Genomic DNA, 16084 nt, shown 5'->3' on the forward strand with positions numbered 1-16084 from the left:
CGTGACGAGCACTCCTGACAGCGCAGAACTCGACAACGGCAGTGGCGCGGACAAGAAGAACATCGACTGGCTCCTGGACGAGCTTCTCGACCGGGCGGTCGGATCGCGCAGCGCGATCGTGCTGTCGGCCGACGGTCTGCTGATCGGCCGCTCGCAGGACCTGACGGAGGAGGACGGAGAGCACCTGGCGGCGGTGGCCTCCGCCTTCCAGAGCCTGGCCCGGGGCACCAGCCAGCGCTTCGGCGGCGGCCAGGTCCTCCAGAGCATCGTGGAGATGGAGCGGGCCTACCTGTTCGTCACGGGTGCGGGCCGGGGCGCCCGGCTGGCCGTCATCGCTGAGGAGAGCGCGGACGTCGGCCTCATCGCCTACGAGATGAACGTGCTGGTCGAACAGGTCGGCCGGTACATGGAAGCCGCGCCCAGGCAGGCGGACGCGTCCGGTGAAGCCGCACGGTAGGGGACGTTCATGCGAGAACACAGCGAGTACGGCCCCGGTGAGGCGTCCGAGGAGCCCCTGGTCCGCCCGTACGTGATCGCGCAGGGCCGCGGCCGCTCGGACACCGTCCAGTTGGACATGATCAGCGTCGTCATCGCGGCGAAGCGTGTCGAGGTGGACGAGGTGGCCCTCGAACCGGAGCAGCTCCGCATCCTCGAACTGTGCCGCCGCCCCCAGTCGGTGGCCGAGGTGTCCGCGCACCTGGACATCCCGGTCGGCGTCGTCAAGGCCCTGCTCAGCGACCTCCTCAACCGCGGCCTGGCCCTGGCACGCGCCCCCTACACGTCCAAGAGCCCGGTGAACCGGGACGTCCTCCAGGCGGTACTCGATGGCATCCAGAAACTCTGACCCCACCCAGGAATCGGTCCCGTCCGCGCTGAAGATCCTCATCGCGGGCGGCTTCGGAGCGGGCAAGACCACGATGGTCGGTTCGGTCAGCGAGATCAGCCCGCTCAGCACCGAGGAGTTGATGACCGAGGCCAGTATGGGCGTCGACGACCTGTCGGGGGTGGAGGCCAAGTCCACCACGACCGTGGCGCTGGACTTCGGCCGCATCACCATCAACCCGCAGCTCGTGCTGTACCTGTTCGGCACCCCCGGACAGGAGCGCTTCTGGTTCATGTGGGAGGAGCTGTCGGAGGGCGCCCTGGGGGCGATCGTCGTCGCCGACACCCGCCGCCTGGAGACCTGTTTCGCGGCGGTGGACTTCTTCGAGCGGCGGGGGATCCCGTTCGTGGTGGCGGTGAACCACTTCGAGGGCTCCCACCACTACGAGCAGGAGGAGGTGCGCTCGGCGCTGAGCCTGGACCCGTCGATCCCGGTCGTCATCGGCGACGCACGCGAACGGGAGTCCTCCAAGGCGGTCCTGCTCTGCCTGATCAACCACGTGGTGAGCAACGTGGCGGCCTGACACCGGCGCACGGCCTCGGGGCTGGCACCGCATCCCTGTTTACACGAGGGCCGTTCAGGCAAAGTTCCGGTGGGGAGGCGGCACCGCCGTGGTGCCGCCCGCGTCCGGTCCCGAGTCTGCCCGCGCGGTCCCGAAGCGGCTGGAGTAGGTCTTGAAACGGTTCGAGTGGTATGAGCGGATCCACGCCCTGGACGCCGAGCGCGACTGCGAGCGGATCGTCCGCATTCTGAGCGGCCACGAGTTCCCCTGGGACATCGAACAGGCGCTGGGGCTGGCCCTGTACCGCACCTACGCGGTGCCCAGCATCGGTGAGCTCCTGGCCCGGACCAAGGAGTTCACCACCCGTACCCAGTACCGCTACGACGACACCGCCCTGATCCTGAGCGACATCCTGGAGCACGGGTTCGGCCCGGGCCGGGGCCGTGACGCACTGCGCCGCATGAACCAGATGCACCGCTCCTACGGGATCGGCAACGACGACTACCGCTACGTCCTCAGCACCTTCGTCGTCATGCCCGTCCGCTGGCTCAACGACCTCGGCTACGGGTGGCGGCGCCTGTCGGACCACGAGATCGCCGCGCAGACGAACTACTACCGCAAGCTCGGCCGGCACATGGGGATCAGGGACATCCCCGAGACCTACGCCGGGTTCCGCGAGCTCTTCGACTCCTACGAGCGCGAGCACTTCTCCTACACCGACGGCGGCCGGGCGGTCTCCGACGCCACCCTCGACCTCATGACCACCTTCTACCCCGCCTGGCAGCGCCCGCTGATCCGGCCGTTCACCAGGGCGCTCCTGGACGACCACCTCATCGAGGCCTTCGGCTACCCCGTGCCCTCCCGTACCTGGCGGACGCTCTCCCGCACCGCCCTGCGGCTGCGCGCCAAGGCGGTGCGCCGGATGCGGCCGCGCGAGGAACCGCGCATGCCCGCGCAGAGCCCCAACATCCGCAGCTACCCGCACGGCCACGACCCGTCCCGGATCGGGACCTTCCCCCGGGGCTGCCCGGTCCCCCACGGCATGGCGACCGTGGAGATCCCCGGTACGGACACGCGTGTGCCCGCCCCCGGCCAGGAGCGCACACCCGAAGCCGCGGAGTAGGCGGTCGCCCGGCAGGGGCGGCGGCCCGGTCCCCAGGGGCTCCAGGCCCCGGACGCGCGAGTGCCCGGCCAGGGACCCCGGCCGGGCACTGGAACCGGGAACGCGCTACTTGCGCTTGTTGATCTCCTCGGTGAGCTGCGGGGCGACCGTGTGCAGGTCGCCCACCACGCCGTAGTCGGCGAGCTCGAAGATCGGCGCCTCGGGGTCCTTGTTGACCGCGACGATGTTCTTCGAGGTCTGCATGCCCGCGCGGTGCTGGATGGCACCGGAGATGCCCAGCGCCACGTACAGGTTCGGGCTGACCGTCTTACCGGTCTGGCCGACCTGGAACTGGTTCGGGTACCAGCCGGCGTCCACGGCGGCGCGGGAGGCGCCGACGGCGGCACCGAGCGCGTCGGCGAGCTGCTCGACGACCGTGAAGTCCTCCGAGCCCACACCGCGGCCACCGGAGACCACGATGGCGGCCTCGGTGAGCTCGGGGCGGTCGCCCTTCTCCTGCGCGACGCGCTCGACGACCTTGGCGCCCTTGGCTGCGTCGGAGACCTCCACGGAGACCGCCTCCTCGGCGGCCGCACCGGTGGCGGGCTCGGCCGGGATGGAGTTCGGGCGGACCGCGACGACCGGCACGCCGGTCCTCACGCGGGCGTGGGCGATGGTGGCGCCGCCGAAGATGCTGTGCTCGGCGACCAGCTCGGCCGTGACGTCGACGACGTCGGTGAGCACACCGGAGCCCAGCTTGACGGCGGTCCGGCCGGCGATCTCCTTGTTCTCGGGCGTGGCCGAGACCAGGATCGCGGCGGCGGACTTCTCCTGGGCCAGTTTCGCCAGCAGCTCGGCCTTGGGGGCCACGACGTAGTCGTTCAGCTCCGACGAGGCGACGTAGACCTTCTCCGCGCCGAACTCGGCCAGCCCGGCCTTGCCCGACTCCGCGCCGTCGCCGATCCACACCGCGGCGGGCTCACCGATACGGCGGGCCGCGGTCAGCAGCTCGGTGGTGACCTTCTTGACCTGTCCGTCGACGTGGTCGACGAGGACGAGGACCTCAGCCATAATCCTTGAACCTTCCCTGAGTCTCTCGCCTGGCCTACACGAACTTCTTCTCGGAGAGGAAGTCGGCGATCTTCGCACCGCCGTCGCCCTCGTCCGTGACGATCGTGCCCGCGGCGCGCGGCGGCGCGGCGGCGAAGTCGACGGTCTCGGTGGTGGCGTTGGCCAGCCCCACCTTGCCGGTGTCGATACCGGCGTCGGCGGCCGACTTCTTGTCGACCGGCTTCTTCTTCGCCTGCATGATCAGCTTGAAGGACGGGTAGCGCGGCTCGTTGATCTTCTCGACCACGGAGACGACGGCGGGCATCTGGGCCTCGACGACGTCGTAGCCGTAGTCGGTCTGGCGCTGGATCCTGACGACGCCACCGTCGACGTCGACCTTGCCCGCGAAGGTGAGCTGCGGCAGGCCGAGGTACTCGGCGAGCGCGGCGCCCACGACGCCGGTGCGCGCGTCGGTGGACTCGGAGCCGAGGACGACCAGGTCGTACTCGATGGTGCCCAGGGCCTGCGCGAGCGCGTAGGCGGTCTGGAGGGCGTCCGAGCCGTGAAGGGCGTCATCGTTGACGAAGACGGCCTTGTCGGCGCCCATGGACAGGGCCTTGCGGATCGAGTCCGTGGCCTGGTCCGGGCCCATGGTCAGGACGGTGACCTCGCCACCGTGCTTCTCCTTGAGCTGAAGCGCCTCTTCGATGGCGTACTCGTCGAGCTCGTTGATGACGCCGTCGGACGCTGCACGGTCCAGCGTGTTGTCAGCGTCGCTGAGCTTCCGTTCGGTCGCCGTGTCCGGGACCTGCTTGACCAAAACGACAATATTCATGGCCGGTGGCCGACCTCCCTGCACTCCATGATCCGCCGTCTGGCGGAGCGGACGCTGGCGCGCCCCGTACTGCCAACAATGTCGAACGCCGTTCGGTCATCCGACGGCGGGGTCCGGTGTTCTCCTCCACCCGTCCCGCTGTGTACCGATGCCCAGATGTTACTGGCTAGTAGCCTCAGGACCAACCTGCGAACCCCGGGTCAAGTAAGGAATACCTCACAAGCTCGGGAGCGCAGCGCCCGGGGCCCTGTAACGGCGGCCCACCGCCCGTGCATCGGCACGGGCACGCGGCTCCGGCGTCCCGGTCACCACCCTATGGCCAGCGCCCCCGGCGACCGGCCGCGGACACGGGCGCGCCCTCCGTCCCGCTCGGGGAGGAGGGCGCGCAGGGCTCATCCGCGGCCGCGGATCACTCGGAGAACCAGTCCGAGGGCCCCCCGAAGGGTGTCCACTCCGGTGCGGCGCTCAGGCCGATGGACAGGATGAACATCATCAGCAGGACGACGGCGACGTTCAGGCCGACGAACAGGTAGATGTTGCGGAACCTGGCCCGCCGAACCGCCCACACCGCCTGGTGGCGGGCCTCCCGCCCGCTCGGCATGATGTAGCCGAGGAGCACCGCCACGAAGATCGCGAAGCCGCCCGTATAGTTTGCACCTTCGCTGCCGGTCTCCACTATCTGTGAATACACCAGTCCGACCAGGATGCCGCCGATCAGGTAGACCAGGCCGAACAGGACCGTGCGTACCAGCATCCGCCCGAAGGCCCAGGGGAAGCTCAGCGCCACCACCATGCCGTCGGAACCGCGCGGGCCGCGCGTCTGGAGCCGTCGCTCGTGCTCGGCCTTGACCACGTCCAGTGCGCCCAGTCCGGCGATCACCAGGACGCCGAGCGCGTAGCCGAACCACGGGAACCACAGGGCCGTACCGGCCAGGGCCACCATGAGCGGCAGGAGCATCAGCGGGTGCATCCGGTAGCCGGGGTGGTCGTCGTAGTACTCCCCGTCGTCGTAGGAGTCCGCCTCCCCGCCGCTGAAGTAGTCCCCCAGCCGGTCGCTGCGGCCTCGGCGGAACCGGCCCATGAAGCCGCCCCCGCCGTCGTCGTAGTCGTCCTCGTCGAACTCCTGGGTGTGGCCGGGGGACCGCTGGTCCTGCCCCACCGGTGGGAGGATGTCGGAAAAGTCACCCTTGGCGAGCGGAGTGTTGAAGAACTGCGTCTGGGGCGCGTCGCTCGGCGGCGCCTCGTAGGTGGACACCTCCTCGGCGTCCCGCCCCTGCGGAGGCATCATCATGGTGCCCGACGGGTCCTGCGCCCGCTGCGGCTCGGGGTCCACCGGGTCCAGGTACCGCGTGCCCTGGACACCACCGGACTCGTGGGCGGCCACCGGGAGGGCCTCCTCCTCGCCGCCGCGGTCGCCCGCCGCGCCGTCGTCGTGACCCCCGTCCGCGGGCTGCCACAGGTGGGCCTCCTCGACCTCGGCCACGCCGCCCAGGACGGCGCCGCCGCCGAACCCGGGCGACGAGGCGTTCCCGTCCCAGGGCAGGTCGAGGTTGAGCCGGCTCGTCTCGGCGACCAACTGGTCCGCGCTGGGACGGCGGGCCATGTCCCGCGTGACGGCCGCCTTGACCAGCGGCATCAGCGCCTCGTGCATGCCGTCGAGGTCGATCTCGCCGTTGAGGATGCGGTAGAAGATCACCTCGAAGGTGCCCGCCCCGTAGGGCGGCCGCCCAGTGGAGGCGAACGCGACCGTGCCGCCCCAGGCGTGGATGTCGGTGGCCGAACCCAGGTCGGTGCCCTCGATGACCTCGGGCGAGAGGTAGCTGGGGGTGCCGACGAAGGTGCCGGTCTGGGTCAGCTTGGCCCCGTCCACCGCGTGCGCGATACCGAAGTCGATGACGATCGGCTCTCCGTTGGAGATGATGACGTTGCCGGGCTTGAGGTCCCGGTGGATGACGTCGATCGCGTGGATGTCCTTGATCGCCCGCGCCAGCCCGGTGACGAACCGGGTCAGCGCCCGGCCCCGGAGCGGCCCGTGGTCGGTCACCGTCGCGTCCAGCGTGGGCCCCGGGATGTACTCGGTGACCACCCACGGCAGCTCCGCCTGGGTGTCGGCGTCGATGACCTCGGCGACGTTGGGGCTCTGCACACGGCGCATCGTCTCGACCTCGCGGTGCAGGCGCGCACGCGCGATATGGTCCCCCGCCACCTCGGGCTTGAGGACCTTCACCGCGACGAACTGCTCGGTCCGGGGATCCTCGGCCTGGTAGACCACGCCCATGCCGCCCTGCCCGATACGGCGGCGGATCACGTAGTGGCCGATGCGCTCCGGCAGCTCCTCACCCATGGGGAAACCTGCCGACATTGCCATCGAGAACTCATCCCCTCACAAGACCACATACCACCGCGTCCAGCTTATCGGCCGGGGGATGGGTCACCTTCGGCTTGTACGGCCCGGCTCGGGCCCGTTGCGGTCTGCTTTCCTTCCGCCGATGCGGCAGGGGTCCTGCGTCTGCTGTACGGGCCGTGGAAGAGACCACCACGAGTATGACGGAAAAACCGCCCGGCCGGTTCCGCGAAGCCCACTTACGGTGTCCGAACACGGACACGTCATGATTCAGTCCCCTATCGGAGCTTTGCGCACCCAGGGTAGGCCCAGGCGGCCCCCTCCCCGCGAGGTGTCATGAGAAGAGGAGCACCAGAGTGCCCAGCCTCGCCGACACCGTGTAGGCGACCGCCAGCACGCAGCACGCCCCCGCGATCAGGAGGGTGTCCGCGTGTACCCAGCGGCTCGTCCTCGCCCGGGTCCGGGGACCGGTGCCGAACCCACGGGCGTCCATGGCCGTGGCCATCAGCGTCCCCGCACGAATGGCACGCACCAGCAGGGCGAACAGCCGCCCGAAGAACAGGCCCGCCCCTCGGATCGGGTCGTACCCCGCCGCCAGTCCGCGCGCCCTCCGGGCGAGCGTGACCGTGCGCCACTGGGCGACGAGCAGCGGGATGAGCCGCAGCGCCGCGAGCACCGCCATCGCGGGGCGCTCGGGCACCCGAAGCCGCTGGACCAGGCCGTCCGACATCTCGGTGGGGTCGCTGCCCGCTGCGGCCAGCAGCCCGGGCAGGGCGATCGCCAGCAGCCGGACCGCGGCGCCCACCGCCCCCTCCGCGCCGTGCTCGCCGTAGAGGTAGTTGACCAGTCCGCTGGACAGGCCCATGAGGACGAACGGGCCGCCCAGCACCAGCAGGGTCCGGCGGTCGATCCCGCTGAAGGGCACCGACGCCAGCACGACCGCCAGCACCACCCCGCCGGTGACCGCGTCCACCGCCGGGACCAGCCCGAGTCCCAGGACCAGGGCTGCCAGGAGCTTGGCAGCCGGGTTGCGCGCGGCCAGCCAGTGGCGGGCGCCGCCGCGGGGCACCTCCAGTGTCAGCATGTCGCCCACGCTCACCCACCGTCCCTCTCCGGCCGTGGCCCCGCCCGCTCCGGGCCGTCCGCGCACACCTCGGTCCGCCCGTCGGCCACCCGTACCCGCACGTCCGCCAGGGAGCGCAGGAGCGGCTCGTCGTGGGTGGCCATGACCACGGCACGCCCCTCGGCGCGCAGCGCCCCCAGCAGCTCCACCAGCTCCCGCCACGTGCGCGTGTCCTGCCCGAAGGTCGGCTCGTCCAGCACCAGGACGTCCGGGGCATGCAGAGGGCCGGAACTGAGCGCCGTGGCCACGGACAGCCGACGCTTCTCGCCCCCCGAGAGCGTGTAGGGGTGCACGTCGGCCAGCGCGGTCAGGCGCAGCCGCTCCAGGAGTTCACCGACCCACCCCTCGGCCTCGGCCCGCGCGGCCCCCGCCCGCAGCGGCGCGAAGAGCAGTTCGTCGCGGACCGTCCCCGTCACGAACTGGTCCTCGGCGTGCTGGAAGACCGTGCCCACGTGCCGTGCCAGGCGCCGGGCGGGCCAGCGGCGCAGCGGACGCCGGTCGGCCCCGGCCAACGGGCCGCGCGGCAGCACCACGCCCCGGTGGGGCCGGGTCAGCCCCGCGAGCATCATCAGCAGCGTGGACTTGCCCGCGCCGTTGGGACCGGTCAGGGCAGTGGCGGTACCGGCCGCCACCGCCAGGTCCACGTCCGAGAGCACCGTGCGCGGCGGCGCGGCGCGCACCCCCGGCTCCCTCGGAGTGCGTGCGGCGACCCCGGCCGCCTCGGCGAGCACCGGCCCGCCGGGGGCGGCGGGCACCACGGGCGCGGGTTCGGCGCCGGGGATCCACACCCCCTGTCCGGCGAGGGCCGCGCCGTGCTCGGCGAAGACGGAGCCGGGCGGCCCGTCGGCGGCCACACCGCCACCCGGTTCCAGGACCACGACGCGGTCCACCAGGTCCACGACGTCGGCCACCCGGTGCTCGACCAGCACCAGTGTCGCCTCGGTCTCCGCCAACAGGGTCGAGAGCACGCCCCGGACGAGTGCGGCGCCCTCCGGGTCGAGGTTGGCCGTGGGCTCGTCCAGCAGCAGCAGGCGGGGGCGCATGGCCAGCGCCCCGGCGAGCGCCAGGCGCTGCTTCTCCCCTCCGGACAGGGCACCGGTGGGATGGCTCCGCCCGTAGGGGAAGCCCACCGCAGCCAGGGCGGCGTCGACGCGCGGCCAGATCAGCTCGGGGGCCACACCCAGGTTCTCCGGGCCGAAGGCCACGTCGTCGCCCGCGCGCGCCATCACGAGCTGGGTCTCGGGGTCCTGGCCGACGAGGCCGACCGCGCCCCGGCGCCGGTCGGCCGGGGCACCGTCCACCAGGAGGGTGCCCTCCTGGTCTCCAGCGATGGCGCCGTCGGGGCCGGTGAGCCCGGCCAGCGCGTGCAGGAGCGTCGACTTGCCCGCGCCGGAGGCCCCCAACAGCAGGACCCGCTCACCGGGTTCGACGGTCAGGTCCACGCCGCGCAGGGCGTGGGCGGTGCGTCCGGAGTGCTTCCATCCCCAGCCGGAGAGCTCGACGCGCGCTCCGCAGGGACCTGTGGTGCTGCCCACCGGGCTCAGCCCCGGGCCGAGGGGAAGGGGGCCAGCGCGCCCGCCTTGGCCAGGGCGGTGGTCAGCAGGCGGGCACCCACCCCGGCGATGGCCGCCGAGCTGGCGACGGCGATGAGGGCGTAGGCGATCTGGTAGCCCAGCGGCCAGGTGAGGTTGTAGAAGACGTTGTCGCGAATGGCGGGAGAGAGTCCGGCGACCGCGGCGGCGAGGACGGCCGCGCCCATGCCCCAGCGGCGGTAGCCCAGGAGGAGGAAGACCAGTTCGGGCAGGATCCCCTGGAGGGCACCGTGGAAGAGGACGATGATCTCCCAATGGTTGCCCAGCACGGCCGACACCGAGGCGGCGACGACCGAGGTGAGCAGGGCGGCCCCGGGCTTGCGGATGATCAGCCCGCCCAGCACGCCGGAGATCATCCACATGCCGTAGATGACGGCCTGTCCGGGCGGGAAGGCCACGAACAGCGGCGTGGTGACGGTCCACAGGATGTTCCACAGCCAGAACACGGCGCCGACGGCGACCCCGATCACGGCAACGGCCACAAGGTCGGCCGCATGCCAGCCCCATACCCTGTCGACGGTGTCTCTCCGTTCCTGGGAGGAGGGGGTGTCGTTGCTCATCGGTGTCCCTTCGCCGGTGTGACAAGGGCTCACGCGGCCAAAAGCGCCCCCGGGCAGCGCGGCACCGCACGCCGGAAACCGGCGCGCGGAACGCACGCCACCGGTGACGGTTCCTACGACTTCCTTCGCCGACATGACCCAGATCAGGTGTGTAAGGGTCTGCGGCCTCGGTGCCGCACTCTCAGCGCTCATGCGCTCCCCTGTCGATCGGCACCCATTATGCGTTAGAGATCGTCATGTATGACAACAAGAGGTGCTACCTCGCCTCGTTGCTCGTGCCGGATGACCGGCCGGTGCGTGCAGGAGTGCAGGCCTGCCCTCCCCGGAGGACCCGACCACCGGGTTCGACGGTCGGGTCGCCGACTCAGCCCCGGGCCGAGGGGAAGGGGGCCAGCGCGCCCGCCTTGGCCAGGGCGGTGGTCAGCAGGCGGGCACCCACCCCGGCGATGGCCGCCGAGCTGGCGATGACGATGAGGCCGTAGGCGATCTGGTAGCCCAGCGGCCAGGTGACGTTGTAGAAGACGTTGTCGCGAATGGCGGGAGAGATCCCGGCGACCGCGGCGGCGAGGACGGCCGCGCCCATGCCCCAGCGACGGTAGCCCAGGAGGAGGAAGACCAGTTCGGGCAGGATCCCCTGGAGGGTGCCGTCGAGGATCACCATGATCCCCCACTGGGTGCCCAGCACGGCCGACACCGAAGCGGCGGCGACCGAGGTGAGCAGGGCGGCCCCGGGCTTGCGGATGATCAGCCCGCCCAGCACGCCGGAGATCATCCACATGCCGTAGATGACGGCCTGTCCGGGCGGGAAGGCCACGAACAGCGGCGTGGTGACGGTCCACAGGATGTTCCACAGCCAGAACACGGCGCCGACGGCGACGCCGATGACGGCGGCCACCACGACGTCGACGGTGCGCCACTCGCGTGCCCTGCCGACGGTTTCCTTCCAGGCTCCCGTCGTACGGGTGTCGTTGCTCATCGGTGTCCCTTCGCCGGTGTGACGAGGGCTCATGCGGCCAAGAGCGCCCCCGGGCAGCGCGGCGCCGCGCGCGCCGGGAACCGGTGCGCGGGACACACGCCACCGGTGACGGTTCCTACGACTTCCTTCGCTGGCATGACCCAGATCAGGTGTGTAAGGGTCTGCGGCCTCGGTGCCGCACTCTCAGCGCTCATGCGCTCCCCTGTCGGTCGGCATCCATTATGTGCCATAAGGCGGCGTATCTGACAAGGGGCCCTATTCTTCGGCCTGGGTCCCGTCCCCGCCGCCGTCGTCCCCGTCGTCGTCCTCCGGCTCCGCGTCGGGGTTTCCGAAGACCTTGGGCGAACTCGCGAAACCGTTCGCGGGCAGCGACGCGGTCGCCCGGCTCATGGTGTCGCTCCAGATCGGACCGGGCAGGGTCCCGCCGTAGACGATGCCGTAGTAGCGCCCGCCGATGGTCACCCCCTCCAGGGGGTGGCTCTCACCACCGCGGATGTCGCCGACGGCCACGGCTCCGGCCAGGCCCGGCGTGTAACCGGCGAACCACGCGTAGGCGGCGCTGTCGGTCGTCCCCGTCTTGCCCGCGGCGGCGCGTCCGATCCCCAGCCCGGCGGCGGTCCCGCCGTTGAGGGGCTCCTGGAGCAGGTGGTTGACACCGTCGGCCACGTGCTGGTCGATGACCTGCTCGCATTCGGACTCCACCGGGATCTCCCGGTAGGACTCGCTCTCGGGCCGGCCGGCGGTGATGGAGCGCACCGGCAGGGGCTCGCAGTACACGCCCCGGGCCGCGAAGGTGGCGTAGGCGGCGGCCATGGTCAGCGGCGAGACCTCCTGGTCCCCCAGGGTGAAGGAGCTCCACACCCCCAGCGGCGCCCCGTCGGCGCGGTGCACGCCCAGCCGCTCGGCCATCCGCGCGGTCTCGCACAGGCCCACCTTGCGCTGGAGCTGCGCGAAGTAGGTGTTCACCGAGCCCCGGGTCCCGCTGAGCATGTTGTGCGAGCCCGCGCTGCTCTCCCCGGCGTTGCGCACCTCCCAGGGCGCCATCTGTCCGCCGTCACAGTTGGTCAGGCCCTTCACCTCCAGCTCCTTGGGCGAGGAGAAACTCGTCCCGTACCCCAGCCCGGCGTCGAGCGCGGCGGCGAGGGTGAACGCCTTGAACGTCGATCCCGCCTGGTAGCCGTTGCCACCCCCGTCGATCCGGTCCACCGCGAGGTTGATGGAGGTGGTGCCGGGGTCCGACTCGTCGAACCCGTACCGCAGGTTCTGGGCCATCGCCCGCACCTCCCCGGTACCGGGCTCGACCAGGGCCTGCACGGCGAACTTCGCCGACCCCTCGCTCGGCACGCGGTCGTCGACGGCCGCCTTGGCTGCGGCCTGCATGCCGCTGTCCAGCGTCGTGCGCACGGTCAGGCCGCCGTGCCGCATCAGTTGCAGGCGCTCCTCCTCCGTCTCGCCCAGGACGTCCGTGCGCGAGAGCCAGCGGATGACGTAGTCGCAGAAGAACGGGTGGTCACTGGAGTAGCAGCTCCCCCCGCGCGGGGTCGGTTCCAGATTCAGGTCCTCGGCGGCGTAGCGCGCCGCCTCGGCCTCACCCAGCTCCCCCACGGCGACCATCCGGTCCAGGACGAGGTCGCGCCGGGCCCGGGCCGCCTCCGGGTTGCTCAGGGGGTCGTAGTAGGAGGGCGCCCGCACGAGCCCGGCCAGCAGCGCGGCCTGGCCCGGGTCCAGTTCGGCGGCGGGCACGGAGAAGTACCGCTGGGCGGCCACCTCGATCCCGTGCGCGCCCGCGCCGAAGTAGGCGAGGTTCAGGTAGCCCTCCAGGATCTCGTCCTTGGTCATCCGCTCCTCGATGCCGAGGGCGTAGCGCAGTTCGACCACCTTGCGGGACAGGGTGCGCTCCTGGGCCAGGGCCACCTCCTCGTCGGTGACGGCGGACTCGATGAGCGCGTTCTTCACGAACTGCTGGGTGATGGTGGAGCCGCCCTGGGTGTCGCCCTGGAGGGTGCGCACCGCGGCCCGCACGAAGCCCTGGAGGTCGAAGCCGTTGTGCTCGTAGAAGCGGGCGTCCTCGATCGCCATCAGGGCCGCGGGCGCCCAAGTGCCCATGCGGTCGAGGGTGACCACCTCGCGCTCGCGTTCGGCGACCTCCGCGATCCGCTCCCCCTCGACGTCCGTGAGCAGGACCCGCTGTGACAGGTGGGGCATCTCCAGTTCGTCGGGCATCGCCATGAAGGCCCGTGCGGTGTCGCGGCCCATGAGGCCCAGGACACCGGCCCACGGCAGGACGAGGGCGGCCACCAGCAGCCCGGCCAGTGCCGCGGTCCCCGCGAGCCGGGCGAGGTCGTGCCTTCGCCAGAGCGCTCCTGTCCCCTTGCCGCCAGCCCCAGTCACAGGCCCCCCTCACAGCCGCGTTCAAAGACAGCTCTCGGAGCCCACACTCGCAGGGCCGCTGCGGACGGACCCCGGCGGCGAGGGACGTGTCATCGAAAAACTTCCCCAACCCATGGCAAAACACATAGATCACTCATAAGCCGCATAACAAAGACAGGCCCGACGGACGCCGTGGAGCACGTCCACACATCTCGATATCAAGAGGAATCTGCCACGAAGCGAACCGCGTTCGGCACATCGCTCCAAAACGGATGCAAACAACTCCTTTCACGCACTCCGAACGCGAGGGGATGTCCGCAATAGGAGACTGCAAACCAGGACCGCATTCGACCATCCCTACCCACATCCACGGCGCGCCCAACATGTGAGGGGATCATTCCAACTTCTCTCTACAAAAGCCCTGAAAACCTCCTCAGAGAGGGCTGCAGCTAGCTCTTCCTTATGTACCGTTTGAGAGGTTTGTCCAGGTCAAAGCGGCTTAATATCAAACAAATGCCATCAAGGACAGTGTGATAAGGATCACATAAATGATCCGGCCTCGACACTCAGCCAAACCCCACAAGAGGGCAGACGATAGACAGCGGAGTGCCCTGAAGCCGCAATCCGGACAGCTTTTTCCCGACACTTCGTTACGCGCGCCTTTCCTTGGATGACGTTCGCGTAATTTTTCAGAGAACCCACCGCCCGAAGTCCACAACGCCCGAACCATGACAATGACGGTGTAGCCAGTGATCGGTCGCCTGCCCATACTCGACATCTCTCCAGACAACGGCCTGGGACCGGTGAAAGCCGTCCCCGGCGAACGCTTCACCGTGAGCGCCACGGTCATCCGGGAGGGCCACGACTCCCTCGCGGCAGGCGTCGTCCTGCACTCCCCGGAAGGCCGGCGCGAAGCGCTCGTCCCCATGCGCGAACGCGCGCCCGGAACCGACCGCCACGAAGCCGAGGTCTCCCTGCCCCGCGAGGGCCGGTGGGCGTTCTCGGTCGAGGCCTGGACCGACCCCTTCGCCACCTGGCACCGCACGGCCCGGATCAAACTGCCGCTCGGGCAGGACACCGGCCCCGTGCTGGAAGAGGGCGCCCGGCTCCTCGCCCGCGCCGCCCGCAGGGTCCCGCGCAACCCGGCCCTGTCCAAGGCCGCCAAGGTCCTGCGCGACGCCGCCCTCCCGCCCGTGGAGCGCCTGGAGGCCGCCCTGACCGCCGAGGTCCTCTCCGCGATGGCGGCCCACCCGCTCCGCGAACTCGTCACCCGCTCCAAGCGCACCCCGGTCGCGGTCCACCGCGAACGCGCCCTCGTCGGCTCCTGGTACGAGTTCTTCCCCCGCTCCGAGGGGGCCGAGCTGGGCACCGCTCCCGGCCAGGAGCGGTCGGGGACCTTCGCCAGCGCGGCCAAACGGCTGCCCGCCATCGCCGACATGGGCTTCGACGTGGTGTACCTGCCGCCCATCCACCCCGTGGGGACCACGCACCGCAAGGGCGCCGACAACTCCCTGACCGCGGGACCGGGCGAGCCCGGCTCCGTCTGGGCCATCGGGTCGGCCGACGGTGGCCACGACGCCGTCCACCCCGACCTGGGCACCCTCGCCGACTTCGACGCCTTCGTCGCCGAGGCCGCCGAGCACGGCCTGGAGATCGCGCTGGACCTGGCACTGCAGTGCTCGCCCGACCACCCGTGGGTCACCGAGCACCCCGAGTGGTTCGTCCACCGCGCGGACGGGTCCATCGCCCACGCCGAGAACCCGCCCAAGCAGTACCAGGACATCTACCCGCTGCACTTCGACACCGACCCCGAGGGCCTGTACGCCGAGGTCCTGCGCGTGGTGCGCCACTGGATCGACCACGGCGTGCGCATCTTCCGGGTCGACAACCCGCACACCAAGCCGGTGGCCTTCTGGGAGCGCCTGCTCTCCGACGTGGCCGACGAGCACCCGGACGTGCTGTTCCTGGCCGAGGCCTTCACCCGCCCCGCCATGATGCGCACCCTGGCCAAGGTCGGCTTCCACCAGTCCTACACCTACTTCACCTGGCGCAACGGCAAGGAGGAGATCCAGGACTACCTCACCGAGCTCTCCACCGAGACCGCCCACTACCTGCGGCCCAACCTCTTCGCCAACACGCCGGACATCCTGCACGCCTACCTCCAGCACGGCGGGCGCCCCGCGTTCGCGGTCCGGGCCGTCCTCGCCTCGCTGCTCTCCCCCACCTGGGGGATCTACTCGGGGTTCGAACTGTGCGAGAACACGCCCGCGGCCCCCGGGAGCGAGGAGTACCTGCACTCCGAGAAGTACCAGTACCGGCCCCGGGACTGGGCCGCGGCAGAGGCGTCGGGCGAGACCCTCAGCGGTCTCCTCACCACGCTCAACCGGCTGCGCCGGGAGCACCCCGCCCTGCGGGAGCTGCGCAACCTGCGCTTCCACCACGTCGACCGTCCGGAACTGCTCTGCTTCTCCAAGCACCGGCCCGGTGACCGCCCCGGCGACCCCGACGACCTCGTCATCGTCGTCGTCAACCTCGACCCGCACCGCGCCCACGAGGCGACGGTGCACCTGGACCTGCCGTCCATCGGCCGCACCTGGGAGGAGGAACTCACGGTGACCGACGCGCTGTCCGGCCAGACACACACCTGGCGAGCGGACAACTACGTCCGACTCGACCCGGCGGCCGCGCCCGCCCACGTCTTCACCACCACCGGCAGATAGCGCGCTCCGGACACCAGCGGGGCCGAC

Annotated in this window: 13 protein-coding genes and 2 riboswitches; of the genes, 5 read left to right on the forward strand and 8 right to left on the reverse strand. The window is 70.8% G+C overall.

Going from position 1 to position 16084, the window contains the following annotated elements; translation table 11 throughout:
- Nucleotide 1 precedes the first annotated feature (1 nt).
- The 4 genes from ACFHWE_RS06665 to ACFHWE_RS06680 all read left to right on the forward strand — a co-directional run bounded on the left by ACFHWE_RS06665 (nucleotide 2) and on the right by ACFHWE_RS06680 (nucleotide 2508).
- On the forward strand, nucleotides 2-457 hold the full coding sequence (locus ACFHWE_RS06665) for a roadblock/LC7 domain-containing protein (protein WP_416599728.1): 456 nt from the start codon (nucleotides 2-4) through the stop codon (nucleotides 455-457).
- A 9-nt stretch (nucleotides 458-466) separates the two neighbouring features.
- Nucleotides 467-844: a DUF742 domain-containing protein gene (locus tag ACFHWE_RS06670; protein WP_416599729.1), complete on the forward strand. Its 378-nt coding sequence runs from the start codon at nucleotides 467-469 to the stop codon at nucleotides 842-844.
- Entirely contained in the window at nucleotides 825-1406 is a 582-nt protein-coding gene (locus tag ACFHWE_RS06675; RefSeq protein WP_416599730.1) for a GTP-binding protein, read from the forward strand. The genes ACFHWE_RS06670 and ACFHWE_RS06675 overlap by 20 nt, the downstream gene beginning before the upstream one ends.
- A gap of 151 nt (nucleotides 1407-1557) precedes the next feature.
- Nucleotides 1558-2508: an oxygenase MpaB family protein gene (locus tag ACFHWE_RS06680; protein ID WP_416599731.1), complete on the forward strand. Its 951-nt coding sequence runs from the start codon at nucleotides 1558-1560 to the stop codon at nucleotides 2506-2508.
- Between the two features lie 105 nt (nucleotides 2509-2613).
- Here the strand turns inward: ACFHWE_RS06680 and ACFHWE_RS06685 are convergent, their stop codons facing one another.
- The 8 genes from ACFHWE_RS06685 to ACFHWE_RS06720 form a co-directional block, all read right to left on the reverse strand.
- Nucleotides 2614-3558: an electron transfer flavoprotein subunit alpha/FixB family protein gene (locus ACFHWE_RS06685; RefSeq protein ID WP_416599732.1), complete on the reverse strand. Its 945-nt coding sequence runs from the start codon at nucleotides 3556-3558 to the stop codon at nucleotides 2614-2616.
- 34 nt (nucleotides 3559-3592) lie between these two features.
- The gene (locus ACFHWE_RS06690; RefSeq protein ID WP_416599733.1) at nucleotides 3593-4372 is read right to left on the reverse strand and encodes an electron transfer flavoprotein subunit beta/FixA family protein; all 780 of its coding nucleotides are present in this window, start codon (nucleotides 4370-4372) and stop codon (nucleotides 3593-3595) included.
- A gap of 409 nt (nucleotides 4373-4781) precedes the next feature.
- On the reverse strand, nucleotides 4782-6740 hold the full coding sequence (locus ACFHWE_RS06695; protein ID WP_416599734.1) for a serine/threonine-protein kinase: 1959 nt from the start codon (nucleotides 6738-6740) through the stop codon (nucleotides 4782-4784).
- 310 nt (nucleotides 6741-7050) lie between these two features.
- The gene (locus ACFHWE_RS06700; RefSeq protein ID WP_416599735.1) at nucleotides 7051-7800 is read right to left on the reverse strand and encodes an energy-coupling factor transporter transmembrane component T family protein; all 750 of its coding nucleotides are present in this window, start codon (nucleotides 7798-7800) and stop codon (nucleotides 7051-7053) included.
- An 11-nt stretch (nucleotides 7801-7811) separates the two neighbouring features.
- Entirely contained in the window at nucleotides 7812-9374 is a 1563-nt protein-coding gene (locus tag ACFHWE_RS06705; RefSeq protein WP_416599736.1) for an ABC transporter ATP-binding protein, read from the reverse strand.
- A gap of 5 nt (nucleotides 9375-9379) precedes the next feature.
- Nucleotides 9380-9991 carry an ECF transporter S component gene (locus ACFHWE_RS06710; RefSeq protein ID WP_416599737.1) on the reverse strand — a complete coding sequence of 204 codons (612 nt, stop codon included), beginning with the start codon at nucleotides 9989-9991 and terminating at the stop codon, nucleotides 9380-9382.
- A gap of 103 nt (nucleotides 9992-10094) precedes the next feature.
- Nucleotides 10095-10203: riboswitch (TPP riboswitch) on the reverse strand.
- Nucleotides 10204-10355: 152 nt separating this feature from the next.
- On the reverse strand, nucleotides 10356-10967 hold the full coding sequence (locus ACFHWE_RS06715; protein WP_416599738.1) for an ECF transporter S component: 612 nt from the start codon (nucleotides 10965-10967) through the stop codon (nucleotides 10356-10358).
- A gap of 105 nt (nucleotides 10968-11072) precedes the next feature.
- Nucleotides 11073-11181: riboswitch (TPP riboswitch) on the reverse strand.
- A gap of 41 nt (nucleotides 11182-11222) precedes the next feature.
- Nucleotides 11223-13358, reverse strand: a complete 2136-nt coding sequence (locus ACFHWE_RS06720; protein WP_416599739.1) for a transglycosylase domain-containing protein — start codon at nucleotides 13356-13358, stop codon at nucleotides 11223-11225.
- Nucleotides 13359-14086: 728 nt separating this feature from the next.
- Between ACFHWE_RS06720 and ACFHWE_RS06725 the strand changes: the two genes are divergently transcribed.
- Nucleotides 14087-16057: a maltotransferase domain-containing protein gene (locus ACFHWE_RS06725; RefSeq protein WP_416599740.1), complete on the forward strand. Its 1971-nt coding sequence runs from the start codon at nucleotides 14087-14089 to the stop codon at nucleotides 16055-16057.
- The last annotated feature ends 27 nt before the right edge of the window (nucleotides 16058-16084 follow it).

Origin of the sequence: Nocardiopsis sp. LOL_012 (assembly GCF_048060475.1) — a bacterium.
Lineage (GTDB): Bacteria > Actinomycetota > Actinomycetes > Streptosporangiales > Streptosporangiaceae > Nocardiopsis.

What these genes read in the sequence shown, in the direction of transcription:
- ACFHWE_RS06670 (WP_416599729.1), top strand. Translation starts at nt 467, where the DNA reads ATGCGAGAACACAGCGAGTACGGCCCCGGTGAGGCGTCCGAGGAGCCC.
- ACFHWE_RS06675 (WP_416599730.1), top strand. Translation starts at nt 825, where the DNA reads ATGGCATCCAGAAACTCTGACCCCACCCAGGAATCGGTCCCGTCCGCG.
- ACFHWE_RS06685 (WP_416599732.1), bottom strand. Translation starts at nt 3,558, where the DNA reads ATGGCTGAGGTCCTCGTCCTCGTCGACCACGTCGACGGACAGGTCAAG.
- ACFHWE_RS06690 (WP_416599733.1), bottom strand. Translation starts at nt 4,372, where the DNA reads ATGAATATTGTCGTTTTGGTCAAGCAGGTCCCGGACACGGCGACCGAA.
- ACFHWE_RS06695 (WP_416599734.1), bottom strand. Translation starts at nt 6,740, where the DNA reads ATGGCAATGTCGGCAGGTTTCCCCATGGGTGAGGAGCTGCCGGAGCGC.
- ACFHWE_RS06700 (WP_416599735.1), bottom strand. Translation starts at nt 7,800, where the DNA reads ATGCTGACACTGGAGGTGCCCCGCGGCGGCGCCCGCCACTGGCTGGCC.
- ACFHWE_RS06710 (WP_416599737.1), bottom strand. Translation starts at nt 9,991, where the DNA reads ATGAGCAACGACACCCCCTCCTCCCAGGAACGGAGAGACACCGTCGAC.
- ACFHWE_RS06715 (WP_416599738.1), bottom strand. Translation starts at nt 10,967, where the DNA reads ATGAGCAACGACACCCGTACGACGGGAGCCTGGAAGGAAACCGTCGGC.